At 60.6% G+C, this 12,401-nt stretch carries 10 protein-coding genes; 6 read left to right on the top strand and 4 right to left on the bottom strand.

The genetic code is table 11. The features are described from left to right. Positions 1–3 precede the first annotated feature (3 nt). Positions 4–2,130, bottom strand: a complete 2,127-nt coding sequence (rlmKL, locus tag AC2CGI_RS09615; protein WP_031299849.1) for a bifunctional 23S rRNA (guanine(2069)-N(7))-methyltransferase RlmK/23S rRNA (guanine(2445)-N(2))-methyltransferase RlmL — start codon at positions 2,128–2,130, stop codon at positions 4–6. Between the two features lie 103 nt (positions 2,131–2,233). Here rlmKL and AC2CGI_RS09610 point away from each other — a divergent pair, with 103 nt between their 5' ends. Then, positions 2,234–3,337, top strand: a complete 1,104-nt coding sequence (locus AC2CGI_RS09610; protein ID WP_075684387.1) for a YcbX family protein — start codon at positions 2,234–2,236, stop codon at positions 3,335–3,337. A 6-nt stretch (positions 3,338–3,343) separates the two neighbouring features. Here AC2CGI_RS09610 and AC2CGI_RS09605 read toward each other — a convergent pair whose 3' ends face one another. Then, complete coding sequence (locus AC2CGI_RS09605) at positions 3,344–3,892, bottom strand: cell division protein ZapC (RefSeq protein WP_004928171.1); 549 nt, start codon at positions 3,890–3,892, stop codon at positions 3,344–3,346. A gap of 176 nt (positions 3,893–4,068) precedes the next feature. Beyond that, positions 4,069–5,079 (bottom strand): quinone-dependent dihydroorotate dehydrogenase, encoded by a 1,011-nt coding sequence (pyrD, locus tag AC2CGI_RS09600; RefSeq protein WP_015377348.1) that lies wholly within the window; start codon positions 5,077–5,079, stop codon positions 4,069–4,071. A 258-nt stretch (positions 5,080–5,337) separates the two neighbouring features. Here pyrD and ssuE point away from each other — a divergent pair, with 258 nt between their 5' ends. From ssuE to ssuB, 5 genes are read left to right on the top strand one after another with little or no spacing between them, the layout of a single operon-like run. After that, positions 5,338–5,916, top strand: coding sequence for an NADPH-dependent FMN reductase (gene ssuE / locus AC2CGI_RS09595; RefSeq protein ID WP_004928176.1), 579 nt, complete (start codon positions 5,338–5,340; stop codon positions 5,914–5,916). Positions 5,917–5,940: 24 nt separating this feature from the next. Further along, positions 5,941–6,906, top strand: coding sequence for a sulfonate ABC transporter substrate-binding protein (locus AC2CGI_RS09590; protein ID WP_015377347.1), 966 nt, complete (start codon positions 5,941–5,943; stop codon positions 6,904–6,906). A gap of 19 nt (positions 6,907–6,925) precedes the next feature. After that, complete coding sequence (gene ssuD / locus AC2CGI_RS09585; protein WP_015377346.1) at positions 6,926–8,074, top strand: FMNH2-dependent alkanesulfonate monooxygenase; 1,149 nt, start codon at positions 6,926–6,928, stop codon at positions 8,072–8,074. Positions 8,075–8,085: 11 nt separating this feature from the next. Then, positions 8,086–8,880 carry an aliphatic sulfonate ABC transporter permease SsuC gene (ssuC, locus tag AC2CGI_RS09580; RefSeq protein WP_044031527.1) on the top strand — a complete coding sequence of 265 codons (795 nt, stop codon included), beginning with the start codon at positions 8,086–8,088 and terminating at the stop codon, positions 8,878–8,880. Next, complete coding sequence (ssuB, locus tag AC2CGI_RS09575) at positions 8,877–9,650, top strand: aliphatic sulfonates ABC transporter ATP-binding protein (protein ID WP_015377344.1); 774 nt, start codon at positions 8,877–8,879, stop codon at positions 9,648–9,650. Before ssuC ends, ssuB begins: the two co-directional genes overlap by 4 nt. 55 nt (positions 9,651–9,705) lie before the next feature. Here the strand turns inward: ssuB and pepN are convergent, their stop codons facing one another. Then, on the bottom strand, positions 9,706–12,324 hold the full coding sequence (pepN, locus tag AC2CGI_RS09570; protein WP_076740364.1) for an aminopeptidase N: 2,619 nt from the start codon (positions 12,322–12,324) through the stop codon (positions 9,706–9,708). Positions 12,325–12,401: the final 77 nt, after the last annotated feature.

Raw genomic sequence — 12,401 nt, 5'->3', positions numbered from 1 at the left:
TAATTATTTTCCTTCGCCGGCGTGAGTCACCAGCCAGCAGTTGTGGATCTGACGGTTACGGGCAAAATCCTGCGACAGCGTCTTGGCGGTGATCTCTTTCGCCTCCAGACCCAACGCGCTCAGCCCTGCCATATCCATTTGGAAACCGCGCTTGTTGTTCGAGAACATGATGGTCCCGTTGCGGCGCAGCAACCGTTTCAAATCTTTCATCAGCGCCAGATGATCGCGCTGCACGTCAAAGGTGTTCTCCATCCGCTTGGAGTTGGAGAACGTCGGCGGATCGATGAAGATCACGTCGAACTGTTCATTGGCGTTGCTCAGCCAAGACAGGCAATCGGCCTGGATCAGCCGATGCTGACGGCCGGTCAGGCCGTTGGCGCGCAGGTTCTTCTCCGCCCATTCCAGGTAGGTGCGCGACATGTCCACCGTGGTGGTGCTGCGCGCGCCGCCCAGCCCGGCGTGCACGCTGGCGGTGCCGGTATAGGCGAACAGGTTGAGGAAGTCCTTGCCATTGCTCATCTCGCCCAGCATACGGCGCGCGATGCGGTGATCGAGGAACAGGCCGGTATCGAGATAGTCGGTCAGGTTGACCCACAGCTTGGCGTTATACTCTTCCACCAGCAGGAACTCGCCCTTCTGCGCCAGTTTCTCGTACTGATTTTTGCCCTTCTGGCGCTCGCGGGTTTTCAGGATCAGCTGATTCGACGGCAATTCCAGCACCGCCAGCGTCGCGTTGATCACATCGAACAGGCGCTGACGCGCCTTCTGCGCATCGACGGTTTTCGGCGGCGCATACTCCTGCACCACCACCTTGCTGCCGTAACGGTCCACCGCGACGTTGTATTCTGGCAGATCGGCGTCGTACAGGCGGTAGCATTCAATGCCTTGTTGCTTCGCCCACTTGTCGAGCTTCTTCAAATTCTTGCGCAGACGGTTGGCGAAATCTTCCGCCACCTGCACGCCGCCGGTGGCGCTACCGGCCGGGCTTGCCGCCAGCTGATAGTTTTTCTGCACGCACTCCAGCGGGCCGTTCTTCGCCTTGAACTGGCGCTCGGCGCGCAGCTGCAGGCAGCTCAACAGCTCCGGCGAGGCGCTGAACAGCGACAGTTGCCAACCGCCGAAGGCGTTTTTCATCACGCGCCCCAGCATGTTGTGCAGCGCGATCAGCGCCGGTTCGCTTTCCAGACGCTCGCCGTAAGGCGGGTTGCTGATCACCGTGCCGTGCGGGCCTTCCGGCAGCGGGTTGGTCAAGCGCGCGACGTCGCCGACATTGAAGGTGATCAGCTCGGCGACGCCGGCGCGGCGGGCGTTGCCGCGCGCCATTTCAATCACCCGGCGATCGATATCGGAGCCGAAGAAGCGAGAGGCGGTTTCCTGCAGGCCGCGGCGCGCGCGCACCTGCGCTTCGGTGGTGACTTCACGCCACAGTTCGGCGTTGTGGCCATTCCAGGCGCTGAAGCCCCAGTGTTGACGGTGCAGGCCCGGCGCGCGATCGGCGGCGATCATCGCCGCTTCGATCAACAGCGTGCCGGAGCCGCACATCGGATCAAGCATCGGCGTGCCCGGCTGCCAGCCGGAACGCAACACGATGGCGGCCGCCAGGTTTTCCTTCAGCGGCGCCTGGCCGGTGAGATCGCGGTAGCCGCGCTGGTGCAGGCCTTCGCCGCTCAGATCGAGCGCCACGCTGGCCATATCGCGCTGCAGGAAGACGTTAACGCGAATGTCCGGCTGCTGTTTGGCAACCGTCGGGCGTTGGTCGAGCTTACGGGTGAAGCTGTCAACGATGGCGTCTTTCACCTTCAGCGCGCCATACTGGCTGTTGCGGATCTCTTCGTTCACGCCGCTGAAATGCACGGCAAAGGTTTTATCCACGCCAAAAATGCTCGGCCAGTCGATCGCCTGCACCCCGAGGTACAGATCCAGATCGCTGTGCACGCGGAATTCGTTCAGCGGCAACAGAATGCGCGAAGCCAGGCGGCTCCACAGCAGGCTTTGGTACAGAAGACGATCGTCACCCTGAAAATGTACCCCGCCCTGCACCACTTTGCAGTCGTGAGCGCCAAGCGCTTCCAGCTCGCTTTTTAACAGTTCTTCCAATCCACGCGCCGTGCTGGCAAACAGAGAGTTCATATCGTACTTATCACCAAAAAGAAAATTGTTGCGCATTATAGCTAATCCGCACCGCTTGTCATAAAGTTGCTCCCTTCTATTTAATCATCGCACGGAGATAAGGGTGATCACGCTTTCCAGACTCTACGTCCATCCGGTTAAATCACTGCGCGGCCTGCAGCTTTCCTACGCCCAGGTCGGCAGCAGCGGTCTGGCCTTCGACCGCAACTTTATGATCACCGAGCCGGACGGCACCTTTATTACCGCGCGCCAATACCCGCAGATGGTGCTGTTCACGCCGGCGCTGTTGCCGGACGGGCTATTCCTGACCGCGCCGGACGGCGAAAGCGCCGCCATTCGCTTCAGCGACTTCGCCGCCGCGCCGCAGCCGACCGAGGTGTGGGGCAACCATTTCACCGCGCTGATCGCGCCGGATGAGATCAACCGCTGGCTGAGCGGCTATTTCCAGCGCGACGTGCAGCTGCGCTGGCTGGGGCCGGAGCTGACCCGCCGGGTGAAGAAGCACCCCGAAATCCCACTGACGTTTGCGGACGGCTATCCTTATCTGCTGATTAACCAGGCTTCGTTTAACGATCTGCAGCAGCGTTGCCCCGGCAGCATCAAGCTGGAACAGTTCCGCCCCAATCTGGTGGTGAGCGGCGCCACCGCCTGGGCCGAGGACGGCTGGCAGGTGATCCGCGTCGGCGACGTGATGTTCGATCTGGTGAAACCCTGCAGCCGCTGCGTGCTCACCACCGTCAGCACCGAGCGCGGCCGCAAGCACCCGAGCGGCGAACCGCTCAGCACGCTGCAAAAATTCCGCTCCGCCGACAACGGCGATATCGATTTCGGCCAGAATATGATCGCCCGCAACAGCGGCATCATCCGCGTGGGCGATACGGTGGAAGTGCTGTCGACCAAGCCGCCGCGCCCTTATGGCGCAGGCAAAGTGGTGGAGAGCGTGCAGGTGCCGCAAGACAGCGCGCACAGCGTCACGATCGAATATGAAGGAAAGGTGTTTACCGGCAACAACCAGCAGATCTTGCTCGAACAGTTGGAACAGCAAGGCATCCGCGTGCCTTACTCCTGCCGCGCCGGGATTTGCGGCAGTTGCCGCATTACGTTGCTGAGTGGTGAGGTCGCGCCCCTGAAGAAAAGCGCGCTGGGCGACAACGGCACCATCCTGTGCTGCAGCTGCATCCCGAAAAGTGATTTGACCCTGGCGTAAACCGCCTTATACCGCCCTGTCGTAAGCCGGGGCGGCGCTTTCATCCTGCGCGCACGGTTTCAGCCGATCGTGCATCACCTTGATGGCGTCGCCCAAGACCATGGTACGGCCAGCGACCGTCAGCTGATTTTGCGCCAGCAGGCACAGGCTGGCGTTATCCCCGGCCTCCACCACCAGCAAGCGCGCTTCCGCGCCGCTCTCCATCACTTTCACCGCCGCCAGCTCGCCGTTTTTCGGCTGCAGCGGGTAATGCTGCTGCGAGAAATGCCAGCTCTTTGGCATCAGCGGTTTCAGGAAGCGATAGGCGACCAGCGCATTCAGCACCAGCTCGGCGCGCTGTTCATGGCTAAGCTTGACCTGCTTGCACTGTTCTTCATAGGTGAAATAAAGGGCGGCGTCATCCACGCAAAAAGCACATTCATCAAAGGCGTCCGGCGTTAACATTTTGGCCGGGAAACGTGAACGAAAGATCATACCATTAGCTAAATCCAGCATTAGCCGATCGTGTTCGGCATCAAAATACCAACGCCAATTATCGTCAGGTTTTATCTTCATTTCGTATCCTTCTCGCTGCCTATGCCAACGCCGCACTCACCCTAAAAGGCAATTTTATCACCGATGAAATCGCTTAAACATCGGATAATTCCGCGAACGATATTTAAGCTAACGAACAAAATATAGACGAGCCGGGGGCAGAAATAAACCCCCGGAATAAAATGAGAGGAAAAATATTAGATATGGGTAACGATATCTTTAATCAAACGCGGGCCGTGATAGATAAATCCGGAATAAATTTGCAGCAGGCTCGCGCCGGCCTCCATTTTTTCGCGCGCCGCCGTCAGCGAATCGATGCCGCCTACGCCAATAATCGGCAGGCGCCCCTGCAGTTCGGTGGAGAGACGACGGATAACTTCGGTGCTGCGTGATTGCAACGGACGCCCGCTTAACCCGCCCGCTTGTTCGCAGTAATTCAACCCCTGGATCAATTTTCGATCCAACGTGGTATTGGTGGCGATCACGCCATCGATATTATGCCGCACCAGGCTATCGGCAATTTGGATCAATTCTTCTTCTGAAAGATCCGGCGCGATCTTTACCGCCACCGGCACATATTTGTGATGACGCGCATGTAATTCCTGCTGCTTATTTTTAATCGCAGCCAAAAGATCGTCCAGCGCTTCGCCATACTGTAAGGATCGTAACCCCGGCGTATTCGGTGAAGAGATGTTAATCGCGATATATCCGGCATACGGATAAACTTTATCCATGCAGATCAAATAATCGTCTTTGCCCTGCTCGACCGGCGTGTCTTTATTCTTGCCGATATTGATCCCAAGAATGCCGCCGAAATGGGATTTCTTAACGTTTTCAACCAGATTGTCCACGCCATGGTTATTGAACCCCATGCGGTTAATCAGGCCTTCCGCCTCAACCACGCGGAACAAGCGCGGCTTGTCGTTGCCCGGTTGCGGACGCGGCGTCACGGTGCCGACTTCCACATGGCCGAAGCCCATCGCGCCGAACGCATCGATGCATTCGCCGTTTTTATCCAGACCGGCGGCCAATCCCAGCGGGTTTTTAAACGACAGCCCCATGCAGTTGACCGGTTTGGTCGGCACGGACTGACGGACAAGAAACGCTAATGGGGTGCCGGTAATACGGCTGAGCTGACGAAAGGTCACTTCGTGCGCGCGCTCCGGATCGAGCTGGAACAACGCTTTCCTGATGAGGGGGTAGTACATGGACTCTCCTGATTTCCCGGTTGCAAACCGGGGGCGTATTATCCGGTATCCCCCGCCTAATTGGAATTGATTAAAGGCAAAAAAAGCCGTTTTTACGCAATCGTTTTCCCTCTTCACCGCCAAATCGGCGCTAATCCGCTTTTGCGCATATCCAAATCAAAAAATGAGATTTAAAAAACGCGCCGGGTTGCTGGTAGGTTTAAAACACTTCCTATTGATTTTCTAATTAAACCTAACTTTTAGTTATAAGGAGTGGCAATGCGCGTTATATCACTGGCCGGTAGCCCACGCATCCCATCACGTTCCGCCGCGCTGCTCTCGCTGAGTCAGAACTGGCTGCGGCAGCAAGGGGTGGAAGTGACGGCCTATACCCTGCACGACTTTGACGCCGAAGATCTGCTGTACGCCAACTTCAACAGTCCGGCGATCAAGGCGTTTGCCGAGCAGCTGGCGCAGGCCGACGGCCTGCTGATTTCCACGCCGGTTTATAAAGCGTCGTTCTCCGGCGCGCTGAAAACCCTGCTGGATCTGCTGCCGGAACGCGCTCTGGATCATAAGGTGGTGTTGCCGCTGGCGACCGGTGGTTCGATCGGCCACATGCTGGCGGTGGACTATGCGTTGAAACCGGTACTGGCGGCGCTGAAAGCGCAAGAGGTGCTGCACGGCGTGTTCGCCGACGACAGCCAGATCCAGCTGACCGACGAAGGCGCCACGCTCACCGACGCCGTGGCCGCCCGGCTGGAAGAGGCACTGGCCAGTTTCTATCTGGCACTTGGCCGCCGCAAACCGCCGGCGCTGCGCGTCGCCTCGCCACTGGCGGCGCGTCAAACCGCCTGAAACGCCTGGAAAAGGAGAGCCTGAATGAAACAACGCATTGCTTTGCGGCGTTGGCTGAGCGCCGCCGCCTTCACCGGCCTGCTGTCGCTGGTTTGGGCCAACGCCGCCGTCGCTCAGGATCCGGCGCAGTTCCGCATCGGCTACCAAAAAGGATCGGTCAGTCTGGTGCTGGCGAAGAGCCACCGGCTGCTGGAGGAACGTTTCCCCGCCACCCGCATCAGTTGGATCGAGTTTCCCGCCGGCCCGCAAATGCTGGAGGCCCTGAACGTCGGCAGCATCGATCTGGGCAGCACCGGCGATATTCCGCCGATCTTCGCGCAGGCCGCCGGGGCCGATCTGCTGTATGTCGGCGTTGAGCCGCCCAAACCGAAGGCGGAAGTGATCCTGGTGCCGGAAAACAGCCCGATCAAAACCGTCGCCGATCTGAAAGGCCATAAGGTCGCGTTCCAGAAAGGATCCAGCTCACATAACCTGCTGCTGCGATCGCTGCAAAAAGCCGGACTGAAATTTACGGATATCCAGCCCGCCTATCTGACGCCCGCCGATGCGCGCGCCGCATTCCAACAGGGCAACGTCGATGCCTGGGCGATCTGGGATCCTTATTATTCCGCCGCGCTGCTGCAGGGCGGCGTTCGGGTGCTCGGCGACGGCACCGATCTGAACCAGACCGGCTCCTTCTATCTGGCGGCACGCCCTTATGTCGAAGCCAACGGCGCCTTTATCAGCCAGGTCCTGACGGTGCTGACCCAGGCCGATGCGCTCACCCGCAGCGACCGGGCGCAAAGCGTGACCTTGCTGGCCAACGCCATGGGGCTGCCGGAACCGGTGATCGCCAGCTATCTGGATCACCGCCCCCCGACCGCCATCACACCGCTCGATGCGCATACCATCGCCGCGCAGCAGCAAACCGCCGACCTGTTTTACGCCAACCGGCTGGTGCCGGTGAAGGTCGACATCTCGCAACGCATCTGGCGCCCAAGCGCGCAATAAATACGGGAGAGCATTGACGATGAGCCTGAACGTTTTCTGGTTTTTACCCACCCACGGCGACGGCCACTATCTTGGCAGCGCACAGGGTGCTCGCAGCGTCGATCACGGTTACTTGCAGCAGATCGCCCAGGCGGCGGATCGGCTGGGATTCGGCGGGGTACTGATCCCCACCGGCCGCTCCTGCGAAGACTCCTGGCTGGTGGCCGCCTCGCTGATCCCGGTCACCCAGCGGCTGAAATTTTTGGTCGCGCTGCGGCCGGGCATCATCTCCCCTACGCTGGCGGCGCGCCAGGCGGCGACGCTGGATCGCCTGTCCAACGGGCGCGCGCTGTTCAATCTGGTCACCGGCGGCGATCCGGAAGAGCTGGCGGCCGAGGGGCTGCACCTTAGCCATGAAGAACGCTACGAAGCCTCAACCGAGTTCACCCACATCTGGCGCCGGGTGCTGGAAGGGGAAACCGTCGATTTCCACGGCAAGCATATTCAGGTGAAAGGCGCCAAACTGCTGTTCCCGCCGGTGCAACAGCCGCGCCCGCCGCTCTATTTCGGCGGATCCTCCGCCGCCGCACAGGATCTGGCCGCCGAGCAGGTAGAAATGTATCTCACCTGGGGAGAGCCGCCGGCGCAGGTTAAGGCGAAGATCGAAGAGGTGCGCGCCAAAGCGGCGGCGAAAGGCCGCCAGGTGCGTTTCGGCATCCGGCTGCACGTCATCGTGCGGGAAACCACCGAAGAAGCCTGGCGCGCCGCTGACCGGCTGATCGCCCACCTCGATGAGGAAACCATCGCCAACGCGCAGCAGGCCTTTGCGCGCTTCGACTCCGTCGGCCAACGGCGCATGGCGGCGCTGCACGGCGGCAAAAAGGATAATCTGGAGATCAGCCCGAACCTGTGGGCCGGCATCGGCCTGGTGCGCGGCGGCGCCGGCACCGCGCTGGTGGGCGATGGCCCGACGGTCGCGGCGCGCATGCAGGAATATGCCGATCTGGGCATCGACACCTTTATTCTCTCCGGCTATCCGCATCTGGAAGAGGCCTACCGCGTCGGCGAACTGCTGTTCCCGCACCTCGATCTGGCGCAGGAGGAAACGCCCGCTCGCCTTCAGCCGGTGCGTCCGCAGGGCGAAGTGGTGGCCAACATCTATGTTCCGCAAAAAGTATCGCAGAGCTGAGGAGCGCCCCGATGGCAAATAACGTACAACGCATCCTGTATCGGCTGGCCCCCTGGGCGCTGCCGCTGGCGCTGGTGATCATCTGGCAAATCGCCGTCGAAACCGGCTGGCTGTCCAACCGCATTTTGCCGGCGCCGAGTGCGGTGCTGGCCGCCTTCTGGCGCCTGAGCCAAAGCGGCGAACTGTGGCAGCACCTGAGCATCAGCAGCCAGCGCGCGTTGTTAGGCTTCGCCATCGGCGGCAGCATCGGACTGATACTCGGCTTTATTACCGGGCTGTCGCGCTGGGGCGAACGCCTGCTGGACAGCTCGGTGCAAATGATCCGCAACGTGCCGCATCTGGCGCTGATCCCGTTGGTGATCCTGTGGTTCGGCATCGATGAATCCGCCAAGATCTTTCTGGTGGCGCTCGGTACGCTGTTCCCGATTTATCTCAATACCTATCACGGCATCAAAAACATCGATCGCGGCCTGTTGGAGATGGCCCGCAGCTACGGCCTGAGCGGTTTTCGCCTGTTTACACAGGTGGTGCTGCCGGGCGCGCTGCCGTCGATTATGGTCGGCGTGCGTTTCGCTCTCGGCTTCATGTGGCTGACGCTGATCGTCGCCGAAACCATCTCGGCCAATTCGGGCATCGGCTACCTGGCGATGAACGCGCGTGAATTTCTGCAAACCGACGTGGTGGTGGTGGCGATCGTGCTGTACGCCCTGCTCGGCAAGCTGGCGGACGTGGGCGCGCAGCTGCTGGAGCGCGTCTGGTTGCGCTGGCATCCGGCCTATCAACTGAAACAGGGAGAAGCGCTATGACCCTTCCCGCTCGCCTTGCGCAAGGCACGCCGGTGACGCTGGAGTCTATCGGCAAACGTTACGGCAACCGCACGGTGCTGGACAATATTCAGCTGCGCATTTCCGCCGGGCAGTTCGTGGCGGTGGTTGGCCGCAGCGGCTGCGGCAAGAGCACCCTGCTGCGCCTGTTGGCCGGCCTGGAACAGGCCAGCAGCGGCGCTTTGCTCAGCGGCAACGCGCCGCTCGCCGCCGCTAAAGAGGATACCCGGTTGATGTTTCAGGATGCGCGCCTGTTGCCATGGAAAACGGTGATCGATAACGTGGGTCTGGGGCTGCGCGGCCAGTGGCGCGACGCGGCGTTGCAAGCCCTGGAAGCGGTCGGTTTGGCGGATCGCGCCCGCGATTGGCCGGCGGCGCTGTCCGGCGGACAAAAGCAGCGGGTCGCCCTGGCGCGCGCGCTGATCCACCGCCCCCGCCTGCTGCTGCTGGATGAACCGCTCGGAGCGCTGGATGCCCTGACGCGCATCGAGATGCAAGGGCTGATAGAAACGCTGTGGCTACAACACGGTTTTACCGTACTGCTGGTCACACATGACGTCAGCGAAGCCATCGCGCTGGCGGATCGGGTGATCCTGATTGAAGAGGGCCATATCGGGCTGGATCTGAGCATCGATCTGCCGCGGCCGCGCCGCAAAGGCTCGGCCAGGCTGGCGGAACTGGAGGCCGAAGTGCTGGAACGGGTGTTATCGCCGCCTGCCGCGACGGACGCCGCGCGCCGGGCGGCGAATTGAATGAATGAAAAAGGGACGGCCCAGGCCGTCCCTTGATGTCTCTAGCGCGAAAAAATCAGGCGTCGAGCGCCTTGCTGATCTTCTCGTACAGATCGCCGGACAGGTTTTCCAACCCTTTCAGCTGTTCCAGCGCCTTACGCATCAGCGCCTGGCGGCCGGCATCGTAACGCTTCAGGCGAATCAGCGGTTCGATCAGGCGCGCGGCGATCTGCGGGTTGCGCTGGTTGAGATCGCTGAGGATCTCCACCAGGAACTGATAGCCGCTGCCGTCCGCGGCATGGAACGCCGCCGGGTTGCCGGAAGCGAAGCCGCCGATCAGCGAACGGGTGCGGTTCGGGTTGCTCAGGCTGAACGAGCGGTGTTGCAACAGCGCGCGCACCTTGCTCAACACGTCTGCCGCCGGGCTGCCGCCCTGCAGCACGAACCATTTGTCCATCACCAGGCCATCCTGATGCCAGCGCTCGTCGAACGCCGCCAGCAGCGCATCGCGGCACGGCAGCTGGGCCGCGACCGCGGCAGACAGCGCCGCCAGCGAGTCGGTCATGTTGTCCGCCTGGCGATACTGTTCGTTCACCAACTGGTCCGCCAGCGCCTCATCTTCGCCGAACGCCAGATAGCCCAGGCACACATTGCGCAAGGCGCGCTTGGCGATCTCGGCATGCTCCACGCGGTAGCCGTCGGTCTTGTTGGCGTGATACACCGCCAGCCACTCTTCGGCCAACTCCCGCGCCAGGCAGCGTACGATCGCTTCGTGCACCGCGGCGATCGCTTCCGGATCGATAGTGGCGAACAGCTCGGCGATTTCGTTCTCCGACGGCAGCGTCAGGATCTGCGCCGCCAGCGCCGGATCCAGTTTTTCGTCCAGCAGCACCGCACGGAACGCATCGGCCACGTGCAGCGGCAGCGACAGTGGCTGCTTCTGCTGGTGCCGCGCCACGTTCAGCTTGATATAGGTCGCCAGCAGGCTCTGTGCCGCATCCCAACGTGCAAATTCATTGCGTGCGTGCTGCATCAGGAAGGTCAGTTGCTGATCGCTGTACGGATAGTCCAGTTTCACCGGCGCGGAGAATTCGCGCAGCAGCGACGGTACCGGCTTGTGCGCCACGCCGTCGAACACGAAGGTCTGCTCCGCTTCGGTGACGTTCAGCACGTTGTTGACCGGCAGGCCGCCTTTTTGCAATGGAATGACATTGCCTTCGCTGTCGTACAGTTCGATATCCAGCGGAATATGCAGCGGCAACTTCTCCGGCTGATCGGCGGTCGGCGCAGTTTTCTGGCTGACATGCAGGCGATATTGCTGAGTTTGCGCATCGTACTCGTCGCGCACCGTCAACAGCGGCGTGCCGGACTGGCTATACCAACGGCGGAAGCGCGACAGATCGACGTTAGACGCATCCTCCATCGCCTGCACGAAATCGTCGCAGGTAGCGGCGCTGCCGTCGTGGCGTTCGAAATAGAGCTGCATCCCTTTCTGGAAGTTCTCCTCCCCCAACAGGGTATGCATCATGCGGATCACCTCGGAACCCTTTTCATACACCGTGAGGGTGTAGAAGTTGTTCATCTCGATGACTTTGTCCGGGCGGATGGCGTGCGCCATCGGGCTGGCGTCTTCGGCAAACTGCGCGCCGCGCATCACGCGCACATTGTCGATGCGGTTGACCGAACGCGATCCCAGATCGGAACTGAATTCCTGATCGCGGAACACCGTCAGCCCCTCTTTCAGACTGAGCTGGAACCAGTCGCGGCAGGTCACGCGGTTACCGGTCCAGTTGTGGAAGTATTCGTGGCCGATCACCGCTTCGATGTTCAGGTAATCCTTGTCGGTCGCGGTTTCCGCCTTCGCCAGCACATATTTGGAGTTAAAGATATTTAACCCTTTGTTCTCCATCGCGCCCATATTGAAGAAATCGACCGCCACAATCATATAAATGTCGAGATCATATTCCAGGCCGAAGCGGGTCTCGTCCCACTTCATCGAGTTCTTCAACGAAGTCATTGCCCAGTCGGCGCGATCCAGGTTGCCGCGATCGACGAACAGCTCCAGTGCGACCTTACGGCCGGAACGGGTGGTGAAGCTGTCGCGCAGCACGTCGAAATCCCCCGCCACCAGCGCGAACAGGTAGCAAGGTTTCGGGAACGGATCCTGCCATTGCACCCAGTGGCGGCCATCGGCCAATTCGCCCTGGCCGATGCGGTTGCCGTTCGACAGCAGGAACGGATAGCGCGTCTTGTCGGCCACGATGCGGGTGGTAAAGCGCGCCAGCACGTCCGGGCGATCCTGGTAATAAGTAATGTGGTGGAAGCCTTCGGCTTCGCATTGCGTGCACAGCGCATCGCCGGACAGGTACAGCCCTTCCAGCGCGGTGTTCTTCGCCGGGTGAATATCGTTGACAATGGTAAGAGTGAATTGTGCCGGCAACTCTTCGATGATCAGCTGGTTATCCTGCTGACGGTAGGCGCTCCACGGTTGGCCGTCCACCTGAATGCTCACCAGCGTCAAATCTTCGCCATCCAGCACCAGCGGTGCACCGGCCGCCCCCTGACGTTTGATTTTACTGACGGCGGTCACGCGCGTGGTTTCCGCGTCCAGACTGAAGTCCAAATCGATATCGGTCGTGGTGTAATCGGGCGCGCGATAATCGTGGCGGTATTTTGCCTGTGGCTGTTGTGTCATAAAAACCCTTAAACGTCTCAGTGAGTTATAGGTGCCAGGCTGCTCTTCTCCTTCGTACCGCAGCCGGTATGTTCCCC

The sequence above is a fragment of the Serratia sp. LSHTC3 genome, from assembly GCF_057197125.1.
This window is presented reverse-complemented; position numbering and strand designations above follow the sequence as displayed.

Coding starts and splice junctions, on each gene's coding strand:
- rlmKL (WP_031299849.1), bottom strand. CDS start 2,130: ATGAACTCTCTGTTTGCCAGCACGGCGCGTGGATTGGAAGAACTGTTA.
- AC2CGI_RS09605 (WP_004928171.1), bottom strand. CDS start 3,892: ATGAAGATAAAACCTGACGATAATTGGCGTTGGTATTTTGATGCCGAA.
- pyrD (WP_015377348.1), bottom strand. CDS start 5,079: ATGTACTACCCCCTCATCAGGAAAGCGTTGTTCCAGCTCGATCCGGAG.
- ssuE (WP_004928176.1), top strand. CDS start 5,338: ATGCGCGTTATATCACTGGCCGGTAGCCCACGCATCCCATCACGTTCC.
- AC2CGI_RS09590 (WP_015377347.1), top strand. CDS start 5,941: ATGAAACAACGCATTGCTTTGCGGCGTTGGCTGAGCGCCGCCGCCTTC.
- ssuD (WP_015377346.1), top strand. CDS start 6,926: ATGAGCCTGAACGTTTTCTGGTTTTTACCCACCCACGGCGACGGCCAC.
- ssuC (WP_044031527.1), top strand. CDS start 8,086: ATGGCAAATAACGTACAACGCATCCTGTATCGGCTGGCCCCCTGGGCG.
- ssuB (WP_015377344.1), top strand. CDS start 8,877: ATGACCCTTCCCGCTCGCCTTGCGCAAGGCACGCCGGTGACGCTGGAG.
- pepN (WP_076740364.1), bottom strand. CDS start 12,324: ATGACACAACAGCCACAGGCAAAATACCGCCACGATTATCGCGCGCCC.